This is a genomic window from Microcoleus sp. B3-D7, assembly GCF_036705305.1.
Classification (GTDB): Bacteria; Cyanobacteriota; Cyanobacteriia; order Cyanobacteriales; family Microcoleaceae; genus Microcoleus.
In genome coordinates, this window is record NZ_JAUBUE010000064.1 from 1 (window position 1) to 23,206 (window position 23,206).

Below are 23,206 nucleotides of genomic sequence, written 5' to 3' on the forward strand. Positions count from 1 at the left end.
GGGTTTACGCGCGGCTTCGCCTAACGCGCCTTCGCGGTTCGCTTTTCTGTTTTTATTATTACAAAACACGCTTAAATTCAAGATAAATACAATTTTATAGCACTTACCAGATCCCCGCCACTCTCGCCTCCCACCTCCGACAGTTCCCGGAAGTCATTAAGAATGTGTTATAAATATTGAGATTCATTAAGAAATATTGCTCAAATGCTCGTTTCCCCCTCCGGCGTCAGCAAACTCAAAGAATCTTTAAAAGAAAAAGTATTCTTTGGGAATGAGCCAACCCCCGAACTCATAGCCATCTTACTGATTTACTTTGTCCAAGGCATTCTCGGACTCGCCCGCTTAGCCGTCAGCTTCTTTCTCAAAGACGAACTAGGTATGAGTCCGGCAGAAGTCTCGGCAATGCTGGGCGTCGTAGCCCTGCCTTGGATTATCAAACCCGTGTTCGGCTTCATGTCCGACGGTTTGCCGATATTCGGCTACCGCAGACGCCCTTACATCGTTCTCTCCGGGCTGCTGGGAACCTTAGCATGGGTGAGCCTCGCAACAATTGTACACACACCGCTTGCAGCTACAGGCGCGATCGCCCTGAGTTCCCTCTCCCTCGCCGTCAGCGACGTAATCGCCGACTCCCTGGTAGTCGAAAGGGCTAGAAAAGAATCCGTTACCGACGCCGGTTCCCTGCAATCCTTGTCTTGGGGTGCTTCAGCCCTCGGCGGACTAATTACAGCCTACCTCAGCGGTTCCCTGCTGCAACACTTCAGCACCCACACAATATTTTTAATCACCGCATCTTTCCCGCTAATTGTATCAGCAACAGCTTGGTTAATTGCCGAAGAAAAAACCAACAAAAGAACCGACTTTGAAACAGTAAAAGACCAACTTCAACAACTACGGCAAGCTGTTACCCAAAAAACAATTTGGCTGCCCACCGCCTTTCTCTTCCTCTGGCAAGCCACCCCAAGCTCAGACTCCGCCTTCTTCTTTTTCACGACCAACGAATTAGGCTTTCAACCAGAATTTCTCGGCCGAGTGCGCCTCGTTACCAGCATTGCCGCCCTCGCCGGCGTCTGGCTGTTTCAACGATTCCTCAAAACAGTTCCATTTCGCGTAATTTTTGGCTGGTCAACGGTCATTGCGACTGCTTTGGGGATGACTACTTTATTATTAGTAACTCATGCCAACCGAGCTTTAGGAATTGACGATCAATGGTTCAGCATCGGAGACAGCCTGATCCTGACAGTAATCGGACAAATTGCTTATATGCCAGTGCTGGTACTCTCCGCGCGCTTGTGTCCCCCAGGCGTCGAAGCAACTTTATTTGCACTGCTAATGTCAATCACAAATTTAGCAGGACTTTTGTCCCACGAGGGCGGTGCACTTTTAACCCACTTGCTAGGAATTACCGATCGCAATTTCGATAACCTCTGGCTGCTAATTGTCATCACAAACCTGTCCACACTTCTGCCGCTACCGTTCTTAAATTGGCTGCCCGCCGACAGTACAGAAAGCCGCGATCAAAACAATCAAAAGTCTCTTCCCGTATTAGAACCAGAAATGGGCAGTTCCAAACCTGGTGGACAGCATTTCATGCCCGAATACTTTCCCGACTTAGTACCAACAGTAAGGTCACAAAGCCGCACCGCAGACAGCAAATAAAGGAAGGCACACACGGATTTTGACACGGATACATGGATGAATTTAACTGTGTTTCCCAATTCTTCGACTTTCCTTCTCTCTGCGCCCTCTGTTTTCTCTGCCGTTAAATCAATAAAAGCTTATTATACCCATGCAAAAATTACAGATTTCACAACCTCAAACAGCAGCCACAAAATCATCCTACGATCGCACAGACTGGCAGCGCGGCTACGAATCTCAACCCAACGAATCCGACTACTGGATTGACGACATAGAAGGCGAAATCCCCGCCGACTTGCAAGGCACATTCTTTCGCAACGGGCCCGGATTATTGGATGTCAACGGCCAGCGCATCCACCATCCGTTTGACGGCGACGGGATGGTTTGTGCGATCGCAATATCCGAAGGCCGCGCCCATTTCCGCAACCGATTCGTCCGCACAGAAGGCTATCTCGCCGAACAAGAAGCCGGAAAAATTCTCCACCGAGGCGTTTTCGGCACACAGAAACCGGGCGGCTGGCTAGCCAACATCTTTGATGTCAAAATCAAAAACATTGCCAACACCAACATTATTTATTGGGGCGACAAACTGCTAGCGCTTTGGGAAGCCGCAGCACCCTACAGACTCGACCCGCGCACCTTAGAAACACTCGGGTTAGACACCCTAGACGGCATTTTACAACCCGGTGAAGCCTTCGCCGCCCACCCGAGAATTGAAAAAGGGAAAAATGGCAAAGGAGACAGATTGGTAAACTTTTCTGTCAAGCCCGGTTTGTCGAGTACCATCACGATTTACGAACTCGACGAAAGCGGCAAACTTTTGCAGCGTCACGCCCATGCAATACCGGGTTTTGCCTTCCTGCACGACATGGTAATTACCCCGAATTACTGTATATTCTTCCAAAATCCCGTCTCATTTAATCCTCTACCATTCGTGTTAGGATTGCGGAGTGCTTCCCAGTGCATTCAATTTTCGCCAAACAAGCCAACGCAAGCAATTTTAATTCCCCGCAACGGCACTGACGAGGTAAAGATATTAGAAACTGAACCTTGTTTTGTCTTCCACCACTGCAACGCTTGGGAAGAAGGAGACGAAGTTTTTGTTGACTCAGTTTGTTACGAATCATTTCCCACTGTAGAGGCGGACGGCGATTTCCGGGAGGTTGATTTTGAGAGCGTTCCAGCGGGGGAATTGTGGCGGTTTAAGTTAAATTTGCAAGACAAAACGGTACAGCATCAAGTTGTTGAAACTAGGTGCTGCGAGTTTCCCACTTTGCATCCGAATAATGTCGGACAACCTTACCGATATCTTTACATCGGTGCTGCTGATGCTCCCACTGGGAATGCTCCTTTGCAAGCTATTCTCAAAATGGATTTCGTGACTGGTGAAAGGCAAATTTGGAGTGCGGCACCACGCGGTTTTGCGGGGGAACCGGTGTTTGTTCTCCGTCCCGATGCTGTTGCTGAGGATGACGGCTGGCTGCTACTTTTAATGTATGATGCAGCTCATCATCGATCGACCTTAGTGATTTTAGATGCTCGTGACATCACCAAAGGGCCCCTAGCGCGCTTGCATTTAAAACAGCACATTCCCTACGGTTTGCACGGCAGTTTTACATCAAAGGTACTGCTTCCTATCGGTTCGTAGTTGCCCTACTATGGGCCGGCAGGATGCCCACCCCACAAGAAAGAAAATTAAACTTTTCAGGAATAGGCTTTCGGGCCTGTTCCTGAAAATGGTGCAAGATGTAAGTTTTCACCGATTTTAGCGATGACACAGAAGTTTAAAGCCCTGACGGGCTGGCGGAGGGGCGGACTGGGAGACTGCGGTAAATCTTAACAACAAATCAAAAGATAAAATATCCATAATAAATGCAAAGTGTCAACAAATTTAATCTCAAAAAAATACTTATTTTAATTGGCAGTCTGACCGTAATTTGGGCAATTATCTTATCTATTTACTCTCACAATGCTAACGCCCAAGAGCCTTACAATTCACCTCCAGAAAGCGCTGTAGCGTCCAAAGGCTTGGTTGATGTCAAAATGACGGTAATTGCAGTAGATCCCATTAAGAACGAATTAGAAGCCCGCTTGCAGTTTGAACTCAAAGGTATCTATAAAAAAGGACCAACTTACCCAGCTCAAGACTTGTTAATGACAGTTAACGGCGCAAATGTACAGGATTCGGAAATTACCTTTAAAGAAGGCAAACCGATGATTGTGCCTGCATTAAAATTTAATTTGGTAAAGGGAAAAATTAACAATTATCCGTTTGACAAGCACATTGCTAAAGTAGCTATTTCGATCGATCCGCTGGCTTCGATTGGTAAAAAGTTTGCTCCATTTCAACTAAACCCGGTACCTCTAAAATTTAATTTTAATGCGGATGTTCCCGGTTTTGACATCAGTTATAAGCCGATGGAAGAAAATTCCTCTATCTTTATTTATATTGATGTTTCTGCAACTCGCTCAATCCCGGTGAAATTTTTTGCCTTAGTGATTATTGTTATTATGTGGGTACTGTCAATTATGGCGCTTTTGCTAGCATTAAAAGTGATGAAATCTGGGAAGTTGCCGGAAGTGGGAATGCTGAGTTGGACTGCTGTGATGTTGTTTGCTTTTCCCGCTATTCGCAATGCTCAACCGGGGGTGCCCCCGGTGGGAACTGCAAGCGATTTTCTTTCGTTTTTTTGGACAGAAATTATTGTTGTGGTGGCGTTGGTGATTATCGGTAGCTGTTGGTTGAATCGGTATCATCCGCCGATTGAATGATATGAGATTTTAAACTTCAGATTTGAAAAATTCACCCCAGAGATAAATCAAGGGGCTTGTAGCCTGCATACTTTAAATTAACAGTCAACAGTCAACAGCTAACTAAATTCCCAGATTCAATTTTTGACTTCTAAATTCTCAATATCCTTTGCAGGTACGCCCAAACCGCGCAAGATAGTAAAAGCAATAATTCGATATCCCGACGGATTGGGATGAACTCCATCTGCAGCTAACAAATTCAGAGTCTTGCCCGCGTGTTTTTGATACGTGCCGATAACTTCCCGACAAGGCCCATTCAAATCGATAAACAAGCACTGATTCTGCAACGCAATTTCTCGCATCGCGGCAATATACTCTTGCAACCTGCGATTTTCTGGGCCGTCGAGAATTTCGCCGATAGGAGTAGGAGAAAGCAGTACAACTCGAATTCCTGCGGCTTTCGCCGCCAACACCATTTGAGTTATTTTATCCCGATATTCTGCCAGTGGCACTCCCTGGGGCAATTTGCCTTGCGGATAAAACTGACGGTTTTGGAAGTCGAAGAAAGCGTGCCAAACGTCGTTGACTCCGACATTAATCATCACTAAATCTGGCTTTTGGTCGATCGCATCTTTCTGGAAGCGGGCTTGCATATCCGTCGCCCTGTTACCGGAGATTCCGGCGTTGACGATTTCGATTTTGCGATCGGGATAAAGGGCATTCAGATAGCGTTGCAGCAGCCAAACGTAACCTCCAGGGTATTTCCCAGCCTCGGTGATGCTGTCGCCCACTGTCACAATTTTGCGCTTGCCGGCGAGCACGTTTTGGATTTCTGGTGGCGGCGTTGCTTCGGATAGGGATTCTTTAAACACGGGAATTAAGGAGTGAGGAATATTGAAGGCGATAACAGCAGCTATTACGGCGAGGGCAAGTCTAATTAAAACTTGCCTCAGCCGGGATTTGGGACTGGGCGATAGCCCATTGGGAGACATTACGCAGATTCCTAATAAAAATCTAACTATTGATGTATGCAATAATATTATCCATTTTGGTTTTTTTTGTCACTTATTTCAATAACTCAGTCCTGGACTAACAAAAACCTGGTTTCGACGCCAAATCGGAAGTTATAAGCCTTAAGGCAGAAAGCTGGTTGTTGACCCCGCCTGCGTAAGTTGTACACGTGAAATTACAGAGAGTTTTGTCGCCCCGATCTGTGGGTGTAATTGCCATCACAAAAAAAATCGCAAAATGTCACATGATTTTTGCTACTTAGAGCACATCTTTAAAAGGGAAGCGCGGTTTATAATATTGATATGTTCAGGGAACAAGTTTTCATGCGAGGTTAAAGCAATGGTAGCAAATTCAAATTTTTTATATCCTCAAAATCGCTATTACGGTGAAGTAAAGCCAGAGAATTTGGTATTTAATGCGAATTTACAAGAGTTTTCTCAGCGAGTGGGTTACATCAGTTCCTTGACATCTAACGGTAAAATCTCTGTGGAACAGGCATTTACTCAAATACAAAAACTTTGGGAAGAGGTGGAAAACTCGAAAAAGCAGTTGGGAATTGGCGAAAATCCCTTTTCAGCTTGAATAATTAGCGGTTGGCTTTGACGTTGAGTTACGCGCCATTGATGCCGATCGATTAATCGAGAGCTTAAAATCAAAAAGTAGCTAGTGGCGATCGACCTTTTTGCCTATGAGTTCCGATTTAGTACCTCTCCTTCCCAAAGTATCCGTCGGCCGCCGCGCCGCGGCCCTCTGCATCGACGGAATCGCAGTTTGGCTGCCCAGTTTGCTTCTGGGCAATAATGCGATCGTCCAAACCATATTTTTTGTTCTCCTGTGGCTGATCCTGCGCGTAGCCATCGTCAGGAAAAACCAAGGTCAAAGTCTGGGGCGCTGGGCCTTGGACATGAAAATTGCCGATACCAGATTCCACCGGACTCCCGGAGTGCAAGAACTCTGCAAGCGCGAAGCCTTACTGGGCTTTTGCGCCGCCTTAGCCTTCGCAGGTATAGCTGGGATCACATCTACCAACGCCGCCGTCTTGCTGCTGATCCTGCCCCTGGCGATCGACTGTAGCGTTGCCCTCACCTCCGCCGAAAGGTTTCCCCAAGCTTTCCACGATCGCATCGGCGGCACGATCGTCGTCGGAGCCCGCCGTGGCTACTCCCTCGACATCAAAGTTAGAAGATTGCTTGACCAAGTGCAGAGCAATGTGAGAAGATAATAAATTGTGTTTAAATTAGTCGAAATTTATTTAGAATTATGGCTAAAGGCGTCCGCATCATAATTACTCTAGAGTGTACTGAGTGCCGTACAAACGTAAGCAAACGCTCCAAAGGCGTGTCTCGGTACACCACCACCAAGAACCGTCGCAACACGACGGCGCGGCTAGAACTCAAAAAGTTCTGCCCCCACTGCAACCAGCACACTGCCCACAAAGAGATCAAGTAGTGATTAGTGATTAGTCCTTAGTCATCAGTCATCAGTTGTTGGCAATTGATATTGACCCGCGAAAAGCAGATAACTAACCAATGCTTTGCTGACGGCTAGCAACTAACGGCTAATAACTAAAAACTCACAATCAACAGTCAACAAACAACAGTCAACAAACAACAAACCATGACTTACTTTCGCCGGCGCGTTTCGCCCATCAAACCAGGAGACCCGATCGACTACAAAGATGTCGATTTGCTCAAAAAATACGTCACAGAACGCGGTAAAATTTTGCCCCGCCGGATTACCGGTTTGACGGCAAAACAGCAGCGAGACCTGACCAGAAGCATCAAAAGAGCAAGAATTGTAGCTTTGATGCCCTTCGTAAACCAAGAAGGTTAACAGGATTTGGGATTTTGGGTTTTAGATTTTGGACTGGGAATAAGACTTGCGCGAAAAGAACGTCTTTCTGTCATTAATAGTGCAGCAAGAAGGCAGCGAAAAAATCGCGAAATAGGGTTAAGAGTCGCCGCAGCGCAAGTCTTAATCACAAGTCAAAAGTTAAAAAAAAAGCCAGAAGAAAAAACAACTTTTTAGATTTTAACTTTCACAATTGACCAGAAAAATTGCCAATATCCAAAATCTAAAATCGCAAGCTCGAAACTCGATAAGTGGCTACTGTAAAAATCCAAAATCTCAAATATAAAGCTGGCAAGTGGAGAAGGGAACGTTAGTAGAATTTAGAGTGCACGGCGACCGCCGTCTGGCAGTTGCCGATCGCCCCGACGGCAAGAAAAACTGGGTCGTGGTAGACGAAAACGGTCAACCGCACAGCATACCGCCCAAACAAATCAGCTACGAAGTAGTCGGAGAAACTTACAAACCCTCCGACATTCCCAAATTTCTCAAAGAAGTAGAAGCCTACTCAGATCCGTCGAGTTTGGAAGTAGCTTGGGAACTCCTAGTCGGCGACGGAGAAACGACTGATCCCGAATCCCTGGCAATGCTGCTATTCTCCGAACGCAGTGCGGCGCAGTGTTACGCGGCTTACTGTTTGCTATCAACAGACAAACTGTATTTCAAACAAAAGGGCGATCGCTACGAACCGCGACCGGCAGCCCAAGTAGCCGAAATCAAACACCAGCAAGAAGTAGAACAGCAGCGACACCAAGAATCCCAAGGATTTTGGGATCGAGTCAAACAGCGGCTGGCAGGGGAAAATGTAGATTGGGAACACAGCGATCGAACTCGCCTCGACGCCCTAGAACGCTTTGCTCTCCTCGGAGAAGAAGCAACGCACCGCACCCCAGCCTTAGAAACTTTAGCCAGCTTGCAACGATCCGAAAACCCCGAAGCAGCATTTGGCCTCCTCGTCGATCTCGGCCTGTGGAGTACCCACGAAAACCTGTTTTTGCGGCGCAGCCAAATTCCCCTACAATTCTCCGCAAAGGTATTAGAAGTGGCCCAACGCTGCCTAGAAAATCCCCCAACCGACTCCGACACAAATCGTCTCGATTTAACTCACCTCAAGGTTTACACGATCGACGACGAAAGCACCACCGAAATCGACGACGGCCTCAGCTTAGAATTCCTCGAAAACGGCCAGCAGCGCCTGTGGATACACATCGCCGATCCCACCCGTTTGCTTTCCCCCGGAGACGAACTCGACCTCGAAGCCAGAAAGCGCACCACTACGGTTTACCTGCCCACGGGAATGATCCCCATGTTTCCCCCAGCTTTGGCAACCGGGCCGATGAGTTTAATTCAAGGCAAAGAGTGCAGCGCCCTCAGCTTCAGTGTCACCTTAGACGAAATCGGCGCGGCTCAAGATTACAGCATCCACATCAGCACCATAAAACCCACCTACCGCTTGACATACGATGACGTAGACGAAATGCTGGAGTTGGGAATCGAAGCAGAACCAGAAATAGCAGCGATCGCCTCAGCAGCAAAACTGCGCCAAAAATGGCGGGAAGCCCAAGGCGCAATCAGTATTTTCATGCCCGAATCCGTCATCAAAGTCAACGGCGACGATATCAAAATCCACGTCATCGACGACTCCACAGCCCGGATGCTAGTAGCCGAAATGATGATTTTAGCAGGCGAACTAGCCGCCCGCTACGGTCAAGCTCACAGCCTGCCAATACCCTACCGCTATCAGCCACAGCCCGAACTCCCTCCCGATGAAGAACTGCTAGCTGTACCTGCAGGCCCCGCCCGCGCTTGCGCCGTGCGTCGGTGTATGCCCCGCAGCGAAATGGGCCTCACCCCCGGACGCCACGCCGGCTTGGGTTTGGAATTATACACTCAAGTTACTTCCCCGATCCGTCGCTATACCGACTTGCTGACTCACTTCCAAATCAAAGCCCACCTGCGGGGCGAACCACTGCCTTTTTCCGCTGAAGAAATACAGGACATTGTGATGTGTCTCGGCACCGCAGTTAAAGAAGCCTCTACCGTCGAACGCCAAACTAACCGCTATTGGGGATTGGAATATTTGCGGCGCAACCCAGACGAAGTTTGGGAAGCTTTAATGCTGCGCTGGTTGAGGGAAGACAGCAATCTGGGATTGATTTTATTGGAAGAGTTGGGTTTAGAATTGGCAATGCGATTTGGTCGATCGGTCGAAATAGGCGATCGCCTAGAAGTCAAAGTCACCCACTGCGATCCGCGATCGGATGTCATTAACTTCCAAGAAATGATATTTGAAGCCGCACAATAGGATTTTAGATTTTAGATTTTGGATTGCAAAAATTTGTGTTGAAGGCGGAAACTGAGGATAAATCTCGTTTTTAATCGAGTTTCTGACCCCCTCGCATCCCCCTTGTCAATGGCAGGCGGGTAAAAAAGATGATGGGTTCATATCTAGTCCTGTAAAATAATCTTGACATCCTCCCCGCAGTAAACGGTCGGGGATTCTAAACATCACTGTTTAGGCTTCCTCTTTCCACGACTCGACTTACATTGAGGAGTTACCTCACCAATGCAGCGGTCGATGTCTCCAGAGGCGTTTAACGTTTCCGTGTGCCCCACGGTACGAAGTCCTAACTCCAGTATGTTGATTGCTGCATTCGAGTCACGGTCTAGTACAACACCGCAGTGCTGACAGCGGTGCGTTCTTTGACTCAAAGACTTTTTAACAACTTCTCCACAGTTAGAACAATTTTGCGAAGTGTAGTGCGGAGGCACAGCGACTGTTACCACTCCAAATACTTTGCCAAAATATTCCAACCATTGCCGGAAATTAGACCATGCAGCGTCAGAAATAGACTTGGCTAACTTTCTATTTTTGACCAAATTTCGCACCTGCAAATCCTCGTAGGCTACCAAGTCGCTAGACTGGATTACGCATCTTGCCAATTTCACGGCAAAATCTTTACGCTGTCTACTTACTTTGAGGTGTTTTCTGCTTAATCGGTTTCTCGCTTTGGCTCTGTTTTTAGAGCCTTTTTTTGTTCTCGAAAAACGGTGGTTCAGTCGTTTGAGTGCTTTCTGGGACTTCCTGAGATGACGCGGGTTCTCAACTGTTCGACCATCTGAATCGGTGTAAAAGTGCGTCAAGCCAACATCCAAACCTAGTGTTTTACCAGTTGGTGTTCTCTTTTCTAACCTCTCTTGGTCTATCAAAAACTGCACATAGTAACCGTCTGCCTTACGAACTACCCGGACTCGCTTAATCTGCTTTAATTGATAGAAGTGTAGGTCGCGAGTTCCCCACAGCTTAAAGCTTCCAGCTTCAAAACCATCAGTGAAAGTGATAGTACGTCTATCGAACGACAATTTATAACCTGTTGTTTTATATTCAACAGAGCCGTGGGTCTGATGTTTCTTAAAGCGCGGAAAGCCTTTTTTCCCTGGTTTGCTTTTTTTGCAGTTGTCGTAGAACCGCGCAATTGCAGACCAAGCTCTTTCAGCAGAAGCCTGACGCGCTTGCGAGTTGAGTTTAGCGGCCCAGGGAAATTCTTTGGCTAGGACAGCGCAGTAGGCACTTAACTCGTACTTGCCGATTCCCAAGTTGTCGAGCCAGTATCTGAGACAACTATTGCGAACAAAGCGAGCAGTGCGGATGGCTTCGTCTAGCCTCTCGTACTGCTGCTGCGTTCCCTCAAGTTTTGCCTCAAATACCAACATAGTTACGCCTGTCGTGTTAGCGTAAGTATAGCACAGAAAGCCGTCCTACAAGGACGGGGCTTTAAACCAAATTATTTTGGTAATTCTTGTGTGGCCGGGTTCACCCCCAAGTTGTAATATAAGCCAGAAATCCCGCAAACCCGCCCCGACCAAAATATTGGCGTCGATCGACTCGACATCATATCCGATCCCAGACGGGCAATACTTTTGACGTTAAATTGACACGCTTTGCTATCTCCTCTCTTCCTCCGTGTCCTCTGCGGTTAATAAAAAAACTTCAGCATTCTAAAAATTGGAAGTTTTTACCCTAACCTAGTAATCTAAAATCTAAAATTTAAAATTTAAAATCGCCAAATGCCCAATTCAATTAGCCAAGTTCAGCCGCCGCTGGAATTCATACCCCCAGCCTACAACCCGCTAGTCATGCAAGGTTGTAAGCAAATATTCCCCTGGTGGCTGCGATTTCGGACGAGTATCAGCCACGTTCAAGCCGAAAACGTCGAAACCCTCGCCGAACTATTCCACCAATTTCAAAATCAGAAAGTTCGCTTCTTGCTAGCCTTCCGCCACCCCAACTCAGACGATCCCTACTGTTTGGGACAACTAATTTGGAAACTCGTTCCCCAGGCAGCGCGGGCCAAAGGCATTCCCCTGCAATTCCCGGTACATTCGCACTTTATCTACGATCGCGGCATTCCCCTCTGGGCCGGTGCGGGCGTTGGCTGGTTGTATTCGCAACTCGGTGGCACTCCGATTGTTCGCGGTAAAATCGATCGCGTCGGATTGCGATCTGCCCGCAATTTATTTGCCAACAGCCAATTCCCGCTCGCCGCCGCCCCAGAAGGCGCCACCAACGGTCACAATGAAATAGTTAGCCCCCTCGAACCGGGAATTGCTCAAATGGGTTTCTGGTGCGTTGAAGATTTGCTGAAAGCCGGACGCACTGAAAAAGTTTTAATTGTGCCGATCGGCATTCAATACCGCTATGTCAATCCACCTTGGCAACCCCTAGAAAAACTTTTAACTCAATTAGAAATTGATTGCGGACTGCCATCCTTAGAACGCACCGAGATTTCTAATTTAGAGACTGCCAATCCCGATTCCGAAAACCACAATCACAAATTCCAATATCTGCGCCTGATTCGACTGGGCAGCCATTTACTAGCAGTAATGGAAGAGTTTTACAGCCGTTTTTATCATAAAAACTTAACCCAAAAAATATCTATTTTACCATCATCAGTTTCCGAAAAGACGACAAATAATTTTGACAATGAAGTAATGATAGCTCGACTGAAAGCCCTGTTAGACGTGGGTTTGCAAGTAGCAGAAGAATATTTTAACTTAAAGCCCAAAGGCAGTTTAATAGACCGCTGCCGCCGTGTGGAACAAGCAGGCTGGGAGTATATTTATCGAGAAGATATTAAAGATATTGCAGCACTTTCTCCCTTAGAAAGAGGATTAGCCGATCGCCTAGCTGAAGAAGCAAGTCTTCGGATGTGGCACATGAGACTTGTAGAAAGTTTCGTGTCCGTCACGGGCAGGTACGTCGCAGAACAACTGACAGCAGAACGTTTGGCAGAAACAACTTTACTGCTGTGGGACGTACTGGCTCGCATCAAAGGGGGAAATCCTTTCGGCAGACCGAAGTTGGGCAAACAGCAGGTACAAATGACCGTGGGCAAACCCATATCAGTGAGCGATCGTTGGGATCGATATCAAACCAGCCGCAGGTTAGCAGTTGCCGAACTCACTCAAGACTTGCAATCAGCTTTAGAAGCAATGATTAAATCTTAATTAGTCAGATAAGGAAGAGCTTCTAGGGAAGAAGGAATATATATTTTTCTTCACTACGTTTTTTTGTGGTGAATTATAAACAGATTGTTATAGACTTTTGGAATAGGTCTAATGAACCGCAAACGCTCGCTCGACAATGAACCAATAAAAATTAGCGATGACTAACAAACCTATCGATTTGTCTACTAACTCAATTAAAGTAAAACTGCTGAATAATTTAGCGCAGGAATTGCTCACGCCGCTCACTTCTGTCCTCGGCATGGCAAGCGTGTTGAAACAAGAAATTTATGGCCCCTTAACGAGCAAGCAAAAAGAATATATTGACGTGATCCAAGACAGCAGCCGCTCTTTGCGATCGCTAGTTGAAGAAATTTTGGAACTGGCAGAACTAGATGATTCCGCTTTCACCTTGAAGCGAACCGCAGTCGATATAGAAACTTTGTGCCAGCAGGTGGTGACAATCCTGTCGTCGGCAGCAAGTAGACGAGAGCAAGAAATTAATTTGTCGATGGGGCCCGGGTCGCGCATCTGGTTGGTAGATAAAGATAAGGTTCAGCAAATGCTGCACCACTTAATTTTTAGCATTATTCAATCTGCTGGGGCAGGCAGCGTGATTCGAGTCCACGTTTCTCGGAAAGAAGACGGTATCAACATCGGAGTTTGGGTTTTTCATCCTTGGTTAGGGGAAAGTTTGCCCCATGCTAAACTCTACACCGACTACTTGTTGAAGGTCGGATCAGGTAGCGGTTCGCCATCGCACTCCGAAACCGACTCCGAGGGAGTCGAAGCGCAACTCCCGACACAGGGTTCGCAGCGCTTAACGCTGGCTTTTTCTGAGTTGGCGGCTTTGGTGGCCCAGAATGCAGAGGATACCGCACCGGTGTTAGCTGGTTACGGGGCGCGGGAACGCTTGGGGCTGCTGCTTTGCTGCCAATTGGTGGAAATTCAAGGCGGCCAACTCTCGATTCAAGGCGCCCCGGAATCTGGATATCGCTACGTGCTCTGGCTGCCCTGCACAAATGCTACGGAATTGTTGGAAGGCTAAAAAAGGAAGAAGGAAGTTCGGCAACGGATTTTCTAACGGATGTAACGGATGGAAAGAAGAAGGAAGAAGAAACAAGTCATTTGTTAATTAATACTGAGATGTTGCACCATTCTCAATAAGGCTTTTATGCGCGGACTCGCGTGCCCCACCCACAAGAAATTTATTCTTTGTGGAGCCGACCAGAAAAGCCTTAAGGGAGAATGGTGCAAGATTGGAGTTACTATCAATTGTCGATGCTTTTAGACTCAATTCCCAATTCCCAATTACCAATAATCAATCTAAAAATGAATTCAGTTTGGCAACAGTTAACTCTGGCAAATTTGCCGCTCTCTCAGTGGCAAAGTAGAAGTTATTTATTCAATTTGGCGATCGGCTCTTTACGCAGTTGGCGGCAGAGTAGCTGGCTGATGCAGTGGGCAGAACCCTTGGGTTTTGTTTTGCTGGGCTTGACTTTCGGTTTGGCGCCGTTTGTAAACAATGCCTTGGTGGGGGTGTTGATGGCGGCTAGCGCTGCATTTTGGGTGCTGCTGACTGTTTCGGACGATCGCGAGATCCCCTTCACGCCGATTCATTTGCTGGTTCTGCTGTACTGGGGCATAGCCACTGTCGCAACGGCGATGTCGCCGGTGAAAGTCGCCGCTGCTACTGGTTGGAGCAAGCTAACGCTGTATTTGCTGTTTTTTGCGCTGATGGCTCGGATATTGCGATCGCCCCGTTGGCGATCGTGGTTAATTGCCGTATTTTTGAACGTCTCTTTAATTGTCAGTTTCTACGGCGTGCGGCAGTGGATTGATAAAGTGCCACCATTAGCTACTTGGAACGATCCGACTTCTACTCAAGCCAATGTCACGCGAGTTTACAGTTTTCTGGGAAATCCTAACTTGCTTGGTTCCTATTTACTGCCAGCCATTGCATTGAGCGCTGCCGCGCTTTTTGTGTGGAAAGGATGGGGAACAAAAGTTTTAGCGCTGACGATGCTGGTGGTGAATTGCGCGTGTTTGCGCTACACCGATAGCCGGGGTGCTTGGATCGGTTTTGTGGCTCTACTGGTGGTATTTTTAGTGTTGCTGTGGTACTGGTACACCCCTTTGATGCCTAGGTTCTGGCGAACTTGGGCCCTGCCGTTAGGGTTAGGAGGTTTGGCTGGGGCCTTAATTTTGGGAGTGGCTTTAGTGGAGCCTCTGCGCGATCGAGTTTCGAGTATGTTTATCGGTCGAGGTGACAGCAGCAACAATTTTCGGATTAACGTTTGGACGGCGGTGGTTGACATGATTCGCGATCGACCAATTCTTGGAATTGGACCGGGAAACACTGCTTTTAATAAAGTTTATCCGCTTTATATGAGGCCGAAATTCACTGCTTTGAGCGCTTATTCCGTGCTGCTGGAAATTGCGGTGGAAACCGGTTTTATCGGTTTAATGTGTTTTCTTTGGCTGATGACTGTCACCGTCAATCAAGGCTTGTTGCAGATCAAACATCTGCGGGATTCACAATTTAAAATCTCTAGTTTAGAGGAAGAATCCCAAAATCCCAAATCTCAAATCCAAAATCTCAAATCGAATCAGGGGTTTTGGTTGATAGGGGCGATCGCAACTTTAGCCGGCATGATGGCCCACGGTTTTGTCGATACAGTTTGGTACCGGCCGGAAGTTAATATGCTTTGGTGGTTGATGGTGGCGATTATTGCTAGTTTTTACAGCAACTCACACCAGCAGCCGCAAGATTCAGCTTTGACGGAGGGCGAGTAGATAGAATTGCTGGCGGGGATTTTCTCCCCGCACAGTGCGGATTCCAGCAATAGCCTATACAGCAATGATTAGGAGTTATACCAGTTCAAAAAAAGAATGCAGCTTTATGCAAGCTGCAAACCATTATAGCCATAAGTTATTTCCAATTCTTCAATTATTAATCTCAAATCTCAAATGCTATAAGGTGCGGACAGGGCACCCTGCATACTACTACTACATACTACATACCTGTTGCTGTAAAGTGGTGATGGTACACTCTACAAAATTTATTGAAAATAACTCTTATTCTTCGCTCTCTGAAGGCATGATTAATCTGGGACACGGATATTTTCCACCATCTCTATCTCTGCACCGCCGCCTCCTCGCTTGATTGGAGTCGAACGGCGTTTCGACTGATTCATTAACTGTAATTTTAACAGTCGAAGGAGTTGGCAGTGCTGTTGAGGCTTGACTTAGCTCCACTACCGTTATAATGGCCAGTATGGTTGATGAAAACAAAACTGTGCGTTTCATTTATTTGTTTTTTCCTCGTTTAATCGTTGACGTGCCATCCCTATCCATATATCCTCATCGAATTCTTGAGAATCCGCATACTTTAGACAAATTTTCCACTGCGGTAGCGCTGCCTTAGTATTTTTCATTTTTTCTAGGACTTGCGCTTTTAAGCAGTAAGTTGCTGGTCCTTCACTATCAAGTTTAATCGCTTCATCCAGATGTTGCAATGCCTCTGAATATCGACCCTGTTCCAGGCGAGCCCATCCCAAGTTTTTGAGTAAAGAATATTTTACTTGATCGTCCTCAGCTAATTTCAAACCTTGCCACAGGAAGTGAACGGCAGCCGGATAGTTTTTTTGATCAACTATATATAACCGAGCCAGATTGCTGTAAGCAGCAGGTAGACCGAGTTTTGCAGCTTGCAGATATTTTCCTCGGGCGCATTGTAAATCTTGCACCTCTTCGCAAAGCCATCCTAAATTGTAAAGAGCTGTTCGGCTTTTTGGATCTACCCAGAGCGCTAACTCATATGCTTGTTGAGTATCAGCGAATCGATTAGCTTTGTAGTTTTCAAAAGCCATATTATTAAAAAAAGATGCCAGTTCCGGCAACCCAATTTGCCAGCCGCCCAAGCCTACTGCTAGCATCAGCAATAAGGCTCCCCACTTGGAGTTTTGAGTTTTTTTTGCTGGCTCTTTCATAGCATTGAAAATGTTAGCTAATGGTGTCATTTTTAGCATTTTTTAACTTGAGAGTTAGGCGATATTTTGTTTGCCAGTTTTAATTGCCGCCCTAATGGCATCATAATCTTACGAAATGACTCATGATTGAACCCATTTCTTATAAGAGTTTGTTAGTCCACAGCCGAATCCTTGGGGAATGCTCCCACTACCCAGATGTATTCGAGCATAGGTTAATCATTCATGAGGCTCCACAAGCCATCCGGATATTTTCAGGAAAAAGGAAGCGGGAAGCAGGAAGAAGGTAAAACTCTTCCCCTTGCCTAAGTAATAATGCTTAGTCAGCGGTCAGTCGATCGACAGTATGCGACTCTATGAGGAGATACAGCGTATTCCAGGTTTATGAAGTGTAGGGACTTACCCTGGGCCGTTTCCGTACGGGGATAGAACGAGCTGGGGTTTAGTTTATCAACATAGAATCTGTTGTAAGATGGACTCCAGTCAAATAACTCTAATTAAGTTTGTAGTGACGATGGAAGTCCTCAAAATCCTCAAGGGAGAATTTTGAAAAAAATTATGATGAGTAATGAACCGAAATCGATTTAAAATAGCCAATCATTAATCAGCAATCACCAATCATGAATCACTAATGACTCCTGACTAATAAACATCTCCATAAATTAACTTTAAACCTTCGAGTAGCAAAGGTTTGAGTTTATTTTTTGGAGATATTTAATGACTAATGACTAATGAGTGATGACTAATGACTCTGACTAAAATTGCTTCATTGCTCTTTCCATATCCCGCTTATCTTCACGTTTCTTCAAATCTTCGCGCTTGTCGTACAGTTTTTTCCCTTTACCCAAACCGATATCAAGTTTTACCCAGCCGCCTTTCAAATACATTTTTAACGGCACTAAAGTCAAGCCTTTTTCTTCCACTTTGCCGATTAATTTGCGAATTTCCTGCTTGTGCATCAGCAATTTACGGGTGCGGCGGGGTTCGTGATTAAAATAGTTGCTAGCACTTCTCCAAGGCGAAATGTGAACGTTTATCAGCCACAGTTCCCCGTTCCGAACTAAGCCATATCCGTCCCGCAAATTTGCTTTTCCTTCCCGAATAGATTTGACTTCGGTTCCCTTCAACTCGATTCCCACTTGGTATGTCTCTATAATTTCATAGAGATGGCGCGCTTGTCGGTTATCGCTAAGAATTTTGTATCCTGGGCTTTTTTCGCTCATTTTTACCTCCGCTAAAATTAATTATTATAACGCTAGCTTCTCTGTAGAGAAAATCGAAGCTTGACAAAACTTAAATAATCGGTCTAGACATTACCAATTTGGCTGAGCTAAGATGTCACCAACGTGAATGTCAAGCGGTATAATGCAGCGCACCAATATCACTGATTCTGCAACTCCAGATTCTGTTACTCCTCATCCTGCGGTTAATTTGGTTTGGCTGGCTCCTTTTTTGCTGGCGCTTGCTTGGTTTTGGGCCAATATCTTGGCAGTTAAGTGGCTGTTATCCTCGTTTGTTGAGATACCCACACTGTACAAAATAGTAATTGGTTTTCTGATTGTAGCATTAGTAGTGCGATCGAGCGGGAACTCCGTTCGCGCAGCCCTCGAAGAGGATCGCCTGCCGGGATTTTCACCCAATTTCGTTTTGAGGCGAGATCCGCTGCTGTTGATGTTGGGTGCGGGTATTTTCTCGATCGCCCTTCAGTACATAATTGATATCAAACAAGTTACTGTCCTGCTATTTATCCTCGGAACTTACGGGCTGTGCGGCTTATTTGGGGAGCCGAACTTTTGGCGAAAAAACTTGCCAGTTGCTGGCTTGCTGGGTTGTATTTTACCATTTAATAGTCAGTTGAATAGCGGCTTAGGTTTGCCGGCACGAGTGCTCACTGCTCAGGTAGTAGAACAGTTGCTTTCTCTGCTGCACATAGGGGCTATTTCTTCTTACGATATTATCGTTTTGGAAAACGGGATCGCTCACGTTGACGTGCCTTGCAGCGGCATTAAAACTCTATTAGTGGGAACGCTATTTTTGCTTGCTGCTACCTGGCTAGAAGGTCGCAAATTGAGTTTAAAATGGCTTGCAGTATGCGCTGCTAACTTCTTAATATTGGTGTCTGCTAACGCTTTGCGGGTTGCCGTGCTAGTGCTGGTTGCCCAAGTTTTCCAACAGCCAACTTATGCAGCAATGCTGCACGTACCGCTAGGAATTGTGGGTTTAATCGGCGCTTGCTTCTTAAGTTGGTTGATGCTGCAAAAAGTTCCGAAATTTCACCAAACAAAAGAAAGTAATTTTAACTCGCAACGGGATTTAGAAATACTCAAAAATCAGCCTTTTGCAAAACCGGGACTAATTGTGGCGGTGGCTGTTTTGGGTGCAATTTCTCAATTGTATCATGTAGAAAGTGAAAAATTAGCGATCGCCCCCCTGAAATTTCTAGACCCGATTGTATCCCAATCAATCCCGCTGAATCCCAGCGAAGAAAAATTCTTTGGGAATTACCCCGGAACCCAAACACAAAAAATCAGATTTGTCGCGGGCAACTTGCGCGGTTCCATGCTCACAGTAGCGAGCACATCCTGGCAAACTTATCACGCCCCCGAGTTGTGTTTTGTAGCGAGCGGGATTCCAGTCAATCGCATAGAAAAAAAACAACTAACTCCTTCAGTAACAGCGCGCTGGCTGTCTCTCAAAAATAACCAATTATCAGCAGCATACTGGCTGCAATCTGCACAGATAACTACAGATAACTTCATGTCCCGTATCGGCAGCGACCTCACTCACAAAAACCACAACTGGGTGCTAGTTTCCATTTTATTTGACAGTTCGCTACAAGCCGAAAACTATGAAGTAAAAAAGTTTGCTAGTAATGTATACGATACCGTTAAAAAAAGCTTACAAGGAGAAATAAATGAAAATTCAACAGGTATTTGATGGAGTTTTTAAAACAATTTTTTGGCTGTGGAATTTAACTTTTTTATCGATTGTTTACTTGGGAATCTTGCCGATTATCGGAGTGCCATTAATTATGGCGACAATCGATGGCAGCATCCCCTTAGAGTTTTCTTTGACGATGGCAGCTACGATTGCAGTACCCACTGTATGTACTGTAATAGGAGCTAGGCGTTTTAGCAAGCAACCCCTACAGCTAATGCGTTGGTTTTACGGCGTAGAAGCACCGCTATTTTTGCTGTGTTTGCTCCGCTTGTTTCTGCTGCGAGAACTAACTCCAGCTAGTTCTCAAATCATCGCTACTATTGCTTTGTGCATTGCAGCATTTTCAGTGGAAATGCTGTACGGCTATCTGGGTAGAAAAGAAAATGTTCAAAATATTTTCGATTTCCAGAATTCCCATAATAAACAGCCTCATTTTTTCAGCTTAATTGGAGAAAAGCGAAGTGCGTGGCTGCAATTAGGATGTCACAGTTTAATGGTAGTAGTTGGCATTTGGGCGGCAACATTGCTGATTTATTACGCTTTACCTGTGGCATTGTATACACTTTATGGATTCTTATTTCTCGTCATTCAATTTTTCAAGTTTACATGGGTTTCACCATTTCTGGAGATGTTTAAATACGGGGCGTGGGTCTGGACTTTAATTTGGATACCGCTATCCTTTATATTGTTTAGTTTAACCTGTAGCTTGTTCGTTATCATGCCTTCGCTGTACGGCTTTCTCTACATTCATTCCGGGCGGAAAATATGGCATAGTTTTGCTGCAGAATACGGGAAAAATAAAGCGCTAATCGGAAGTTTGGGAGTCATAACAGCTTGGCTGGCTATTTTCTCCGCTTTGCAGCAGCAGCCACAAGTGGCAGCACTAAAAATGCTGGCGACTCCCCCCGCAAACGACACGGTTCGCCAAACTTTATTAGCCAAGTCTGATATGATTCGATCCGGCTTAGTCAATGCTTATTTGTCCCCTTACCGCTACCTCAGCACTGTGGGAGAAAACAACCACATTTATGAGATATACAAAAATAGTTTGAATTGGCCTGACGGAGCGGCTCAAACTGTGCAGAACAGCTATAATTTTTTAATGTCGCCGTTTTTGTATCAAGGCTCTAGTGCTGATGTGGAGAAAGCAGAAAAACTCTACGGAGAATTCTTCGATACGGAACTGCAAAAAGGCGACACCGAAGCAGTAAAACACGCCGTACAGTCAACCTCAAACCAGGAAGAAGCTAAAGCTGGTTTGCTGAATGTCAGTGAGGAAAAAGTGTGGTTGCAGTCGCAAGAAGTGACAGTCAAAGAAAACGGCGACTGGGCTGACGTTCAACTCTACGAAGTTTACAAAAATCAAACGCCGAACTTGCAAGAAGTATTCTACTACTTTTCGCTGCCGGAAAGCGCCGCAGTTACAGGAGTTTGGCTGGCAGACACTGGCGATTTAAACAAACGTTTTGTATTTACGGTATCGCCTAGAGGTGCCGCCCAGCAAGTCTACAATCAACAGGTAGCAGAAAGAGTAGATCCGGCTTTGTTAGAACAAATTGGCCCCAAACAATACCGCTTGCGGGCTTTTCCAATTCCGGTAAAACGAGAATTCACCCAAACAGACGGGCCAACGGAAATGCACCTGTGGCTTACTTACAAAGTCATGCGCCAGCCGCAGGGTTGGGCTATGCCTGTTTTGGCTGAAAAACGCAACATTTTTTGGAACCAAAATACTCGCCGCACGATCGCCGGGAAAGAGGTAAAATACAGCGGGAAAGAAGCAAGAGAAACTTGGCTGCCACCCTTTTTGCCCGCAGTCGCACAGCAACCGCTAACAGCGCAGCAGGCGGTTCTACCGGGAGGAAATATCATTTCTGCTAAGCCACTGGCTGATGCAAATTACTCCCTACCGCAAGGCAAAAAATTTGCAGTTATTCTCGATACTTCCCGCAGCATGGCGGCGGAAAGTAAGGAAGTAAAAGACAATTTTGAATGGTTGAAAGCTAATACAGCCAGCAAAAATGCTGTTGATTTGTATATCGCCAGCGCTGCGGGAATGCCACCTAAGTTTGTGGAAGATGTACGCAATTTCGATGCGGAAAAGGTGACATTTTATGGTACGCTCCAGCTCAAAGATATGCTCCAACAGTTTACACAGTTGCGGGGCGATAAAAGTTACGATAGTGTATTTTTGGTGAGCGATCGCCATAGTTACGAATTGTCGGACGATCGCAAACCTAAACTTTTCATCTCTGCACCCCTATGGACAGTGCATTTGGGAGGTTTGCCCCCCGGCTACGACGACGCAACTTTAAAGGTGATTCAAGATAGCGGCGGTGGAGTTGCTACGGATATGAAAGAGGCGATGCAGCGAGTAGCAACCACAGCAGCTTCCGGCCCATCTACAGTTAGCGTTGTTGACGGCTATGCTTGGAGTTATGCCAAAACCCCGCAGTCGAAAAAAACCGCCAAATCGGCGGCAGTCGCAGAGCCGAAAAATGCCGGAAATGAAGGCTTTAAACCGATTGCTGCGCGGCAGTTGATAACTGCACTTAGCAAGCAGAAAAGTTCAAATCAACTAACGCAACTGGATGCGATGCACGCCGTAGCTAAAAATTTCAAAGTGGTGACGCCTTATTCTTCGATGATTGTGTTAGTTAATGACGCGCAAAGGGAGCAACTAAAAGCAGCGGAAGCTAAGAGCGATCGATTTGACAGAGAGGTAGAATCGGGTAAGGAACAGTTAAGTAAGCCGAATAATCCTCTCAATGTTTCGGGGGTTCCTGAACCAGAAGAATGGCTGCTGTTGGCGGTAGGTGCGATCGGGCTTTTGGCGGTTTTCCTCCGCCAGCGGCGCGCGAAAATGGTAGGTTGAAAGTAAATCCGGGTTGGCTACTCCCTCGATGGTTCGGCGGTTGAAACCGCTCCTTGTCAAACAAAGTCGGCCTCCGCAGACTAAGAGAGTGAGGGGGTATTTAAGCCGGATTGAATATCCAATATTAATCTACAGTCGTCTTGAGACGACTTTAGCTATGAGACAGGGGTTTAAACCCCTGTCGGACTTAACAAATAACGAATAACTAATCTATTTCTACAAAAACGCGATCGCCCTCAATCTTTACCGGATAAGATTCCAGGGAATCGCTGGGTGCATTCAAACATTTACCAGTATCTAATTTGTACTGATACTTATGAAACGGACAGGTAATGATGCCGCTGCTTACCTTACCCATGTCGATCGGATATTCTAAATGAGTGCAAGCATTACGGTAACAAGTGACATTCATGCCTTGACGATTCAAAATCACTGAGGTTTCGTCAACTTTTACCTTCAACACACCCCATTCGGGAACTTGACTTACTGCTGTTATCTCTACCCACATAAAATATTTTTTCTCCGAAAAAACCTGACCTGGACTTACGCAGAACCTAATTATTTAGGGTGCCGATTGCGCAGCTTACTGCTATCCGTAGCGTGTCAAACCACTTTTTGCCTTAAGTCCTGATTATCTTACTCCAGCTTC

The 23,206-nt window shown here is 46.1% G+C and carries 19 protein-coding genes; 13 read left to right on the top strand and 6 right to left on the bottom strand.

Annotated features, from left to right (window positions below; all coding sequences use genetic code 11):
- The first annotated feature begins 204 nt into the window (after positions 1-204).
- The 3 genes from QUB25_RS26980 to QUB25_RS26990 all read left to right on the top strand — a co-directional run bounded on the left by QUB25_RS26980 (position 205) and on the right by QUB25_RS26990 (position 4,410).
- Positions 205-1,659 (top strand): folate/biopterin family MFS transporter, encoded by a 1,455-nt coding sequence (locus QUB25_RS26980; protein ID WP_333188133.1) that lies wholly within the window; start codon positions 205-207, stop codon positions 1,657-1,659.
- A 130-nt stretch (positions 1,660-1,789) separates the two neighbouring features.
- Positions 1,790-3,286 (top strand): carotenoid oxygenase family protein, encoded by a 1,497-nt coding sequence (locus QUB25_RS26985; protein ID WP_333188135.1) that lies wholly within the window; start codon positions 1,790-1,792, stop codon positions 3,284-3,286.
- Positions 3,287-3,510: 224 nt separating this feature from the next.
- Positions 3,511-4,410, top strand: coding sequence for a DUF4436 family protein (locus QUB25_RS26990; RefSeq protein ID WP_333188136.1), 900 nt, complete (start codon positions 3,511-3,513; stop codon positions 4,408-4,410).
- Between the two features lie 116 nt (positions 4,411-4,526).
- Here QUB25_RS26990 and QUB25_RS26995 read toward each other — a convergent pair whose 3' ends face one another.
- The gene (locus QUB25_RS26995) at positions 4,527-5,381 is read right to left on the bottom strand and encodes an SGNH/GDSL hydrolase family protein (protein WP_333188138.1); all 855 of its coding nucleotides are present in this window, start codon (positions 5,379-5,381) and stop codon (positions 4,527-4,529) included.
- A gap of 358 nt (positions 5,382-5,739) precedes the next feature.
- Between QUB25_RS26995 and QUB25_RS27000 the strand changes: the two genes are divergently transcribed.
- The 5 genes from QUB25_RS27000 (at position 5,740) to QUB25_RS27020 (ending at position 9,553) form a co-directional block, all read left to right on the top strand.
- Positions 5,740-5,982 (top strand): DUF7219 family protein, encoded by a 243-nt coding sequence (locus tag QUB25_RS27000; protein WP_333061297.1) that lies wholly within the window; start codon positions 5,740-5,742, stop codon positions 5,980-5,982.
- 106 nt (positions 5,983-6,088) lie between these two features.
- Positions 6,089-6,622 carry an RDD family protein gene (locus QUB25_RS27005; RefSeq protein WP_333074244.1) on the top strand — a complete coding sequence of 178 codons (534 nt, stop codon included), beginning with the start codon at positions 6,089-6,091 and terminating at the stop codon, positions 6,620-6,622.
- 38 nt (positions 6,623-6,660) lie between these two features.
- Positions 6,661-6,849 carry a 50S ribosomal protein L33 gene (gene rpmG, locus QUB25_RS27010; RefSeq protein WP_190658616.1) on the top strand — a complete coding sequence of 63 codons (189 nt, stop codon included), beginning with the start codon at positions 6,661-6,663 and terminating at the stop codon, positions 6,847-6,849.
- Between the two features lie 168 nt (positions 6,850-7,017).
- Positions 7,018-7,233, top strand: a complete 216-nt coding sequence (gene rpsR / locus QUB25_RS27015) for a 30S ribosomal protein S18 (RefSeq protein ID WP_006631377.1) — start codon at positions 7,018-7,020, stop codon at positions 7,231-7,233.
- A gap of 313 nt (positions 7,234-7,546) precedes the next feature.
- Positions 7,547-9,553, top strand: coding sequence for a ribonuclease R family protein (locus QUB25_RS27020; RefSeq protein ID WP_333188140.1), 2,007 nt, complete (start codon positions 7,547-7,549; stop codon positions 9,551-9,553).
- A 203-nt stretch (positions 9,554-9,756) separates the two neighbouring features.
- On the opposite strand, the gene QUB25_RS27025 is transcribed toward QUB25_RS27020, so the two are convergent.
- The gene (locus tag QUB25_RS27025; RefSeq protein ID WP_333188141.1) at positions 9,757-10,962 is read right to left on the bottom strand and encodes a transposase; all 1,206 of its coding nucleotides are present in this window, start codon (positions 10,960-10,962) and stop codon (positions 9,757-9,759) included.
- Positions 10,963-11,316: 354 nt separating this feature from the next.
- On the opposite strand from QUB25_RS27025, the gene QUB25_RS27030 reads away from it, so the two are divergent.
- The 3 genes from QUB25_RS27030 to QUB25_RS27040 all read left to right on the top strand — a co-directional run bounded on the left by QUB25_RS27030 (position 11,317) and on the right by QUB25_RS27040 (position 15,549).
- Complete coding sequence (locus QUB25_RS27030; RefSeq protein WP_333188145.1) at positions 11,317-12,756, top strand: 1-acyl-sn-glycerol-3-phosphate acyltransferase; 1,440 nt, start codon at positions 11,317-11,319, stop codon at positions 12,754-12,756.
- 157 nt (positions 12,757-12,913) lie between these two features.
- Complete coding sequence (locus QUB25_RS27035) at positions 12,914-13,801, top strand: histidine kinase dimerization/phospho-acceptor domain-containing protein (RefSeq protein ID WP_333061303.1); 888 nt, start codon at positions 12,914-12,916, stop codon at positions 13,799-13,801.
- A 284-nt stretch (positions 13,802-14,085) separates the two neighbouring features.
- Entirely contained in the window at positions 14,086-15,549 is a 1,464-nt protein-coding gene (locus QUB25_RS27040) for an IctB family putative bicarbonate transporter (RefSeq protein ID WP_333188165.1), read from the top strand.
- Between the two features lie 282 nt (positions 15,550-15,831).
- Here QUB25_RS27040 and QUB25_RS27045 read toward each other — a convergent pair whose 3' ends face one another.
- The 3 genes from QUB25_RS27045 to smpB all read right to left on the bottom strand — a co-directional run bounded on the left by QUB25_RS27045 (position 15,832) and on the right by smpB (position 17,965).
- A complete protein-coding gene (locus QUB25_RS27045) occupies positions 15,832-16,062 on the bottom strand; it encodes an Osc7112_2153 family protein (protein ID WP_333061305.1) in 231 nt (76 codons plus the stop codon).
- Positions 16,059-16,784, bottom strand: a complete 726-nt coding sequence (locus QUB25_RS27050) for a tetratricopeptide repeat protein (protein WP_333188148.1) — start codon at positions 16,782-16,784, stop codon at positions 16,059-16,061. Before QUB25_RS27050 ends, QUB25_RS27045 begins: the two co-directional genes overlap by 4 nt.
- A gap of 713 nt (positions 16,785-17,497) precedes the next feature.
- Positions 17,498-17,965, bottom strand: coding sequence for an SsrA-binding protein SmpB (smpB, locus tag QUB25_RS27055; RefSeq protein WP_333042316.1), 468 nt, complete (start codon positions 17,963-17,965; stop codon positions 17,498-17,500).
- Positions 17,966-18,092: 127 nt separating this feature from the next.
- Here smpB and xrtO point away from each other — a divergent pair, with 127 nt between their 5' ends.
- Together xrtO and QUB25_RS27065 are read left to right on the top strand one after the other, a co-directional pair.
- Positions 18,093-19,679, top strand: a complete 1,587-nt coding sequence (gene xrtO, locus QUB25_RS27060; RefSeq protein WP_333188151.1) for an exosortase O — start codon at positions 18,093-18,095, stop codon at positions 19,677-19,679.
- Entirely contained in the window at positions 19,657-22,557 is a 2,901-nt protein-coding gene (locus QUB25_RS27065) for a TIGR02921 family PEP-CTERM protein (RefSeq protein ID WP_333188154.1), read from the top strand. The genes xrtO and QUB25_RS27065 overlap by 23 nt, the downstream gene beginning before the upstream one ends.
- Before the next feature lie 205 nt (positions 22,558-22,762).
- Here QUB25_RS27065 and QUB25_RS27070 read toward each other — a convergent pair whose 3' ends face one another.
- Positions 22,763-23,065 carry a Rieske (2Fe-2S) protein gene (locus tag QUB25_RS27070; RefSeq protein ID WP_333061312.1) on the bottom strand — a complete coding sequence of 101 codons (303 nt, stop codon included), beginning with the start codon at positions 23,063-23,065 and terminating at the stop codon, positions 22,763-22,765.
- Between the last annotated feature and the right edge of the window lie 141 nt (positions 23,066-23,206).

Excerpts from the sequence above, each read along its gene's own strand:
- QUB25_RS27000 (WP_333061297.1), top strand. The coding sequence starts at position 5,740 with ATGGTAGCAAATTCAAATTTTTTATATCCTCAAAATCGCTATTACGGT.
- xrtO (WP_333188151.1), top strand. The coding sequence starts at position 18,093 with ATGTCAAGCGGTATAATGCAGCGCACCAATATCACTGATTCTGCAACT.
- rpsR (WP_006631377.1), top strand. The coding sequence starts at position 7,018 with ATGACTTACTTTCGCCGGCGCGTTTCGCCCATCAAACCAGGAGACCCG.
- QUB25_RS27070 (WP_333061312.1), bottom strand. The coding sequence starts at position 23,065 with ATGTGGGTAGAGATAACAGCAGTAAGTCAAGTTCCCGAATGGGGTGTG.
- QUB25_RS27030 (WP_333188145.1), top strand. The coding sequence starts at position 11,317 with ATGCCCAATTCAATTAGCCAAGTTCAGCCGCCGCTGGAATTCATACCC.
- QUB25_RS27045 (WP_333061305.1), bottom strand. The coding sequence starts at position 16,062 with ATGAAACGCACAGTTTTGTTTTCATCAACCATACTGGCCATTATAACG.
- QUB25_RS27050 (WP_333188148.1), bottom strand. The coding sequence starts at position 16,784 with ATGCTAAAAATGACACCATTAGCTAACATTTTCAATGCTATGAAAGAG.
- QUB25_RS26980 (WP_333188133.1), top strand. The coding sequence starts at position 205 with ATGCTCGTTTCCCCCTCCGGCGTCAGCAAACTCAAAGAATCTTTAAAA.
- QUB25_RS27065 (WP_333188154.1), top strand. The coding sequence starts at position 19,657 with ATGAAAATTCAACAGGTATTTGATGGAGTTTTTAAAACAATTTTTTGG.
- QUB25_RS27040 (WP_333188165.1), top strand. The coding sequence starts at position 14,086 with ATGAATTCAGTTTGGCAACAGTTAACTCTGGCAAATTTGCCGCTCTCT.
- QUB25_RS27005 (WP_333074244.1), top strand. The coding sequence starts at position 6,089 with ATGAGTTCCGATTTAGTACCTCTCCTTCCCAAAGTATCCGTCGGCCGC.
- QUB25_RS27025 (WP_333188141.1), bottom strand. The coding sequence starts at position 10,962 with ATGTTGGTATTTGAGGCAAAACTTGAGGGAACGCAGCAGCAGTACGAG.
- QUB25_RS26995 (WP_333188138.1), bottom strand. The coding sequence starts at position 5,381 with ATGTCTCCCAATGGGCTATCGCCCAGTCCCAAATCCCGGCTGAGGCAA.
- QUB25_RS26985 (WP_333188135.1), top strand. The coding sequence starts at position 1,790 with ATGCAAAAATTACAGATTTCACAACCTCAAACAGCAGCCACAAAATCA.
- QUB25_RS26990 (WP_333188136.1), top strand. The coding sequence starts at position 3,511 with ATGCAAAGTGTCAACAAATTTAATCTCAAAAAAATACTTATTTTAATT.
- rpmG (WP_190658616.1), top strand. The coding sequence starts at position 6,661 with ATGGCTAAAGGCGTCCGCATCATAATTACTCTAGAGTGTACTGAGTGC.
- QUB25_RS27035 (WP_333061303.1), top strand. The coding sequence starts at position 12,914 with ATGACTAACAAACCTATCGATTTGTCTACTAACTCAATTAAAGTAAAA.
- smpB (WP_333042316.1), bottom strand. The coding sequence starts at position 17,965 with ATGAGCGAAAAAAGCCCAGGATACAAAATTCTTAGCGATAACCGACAA.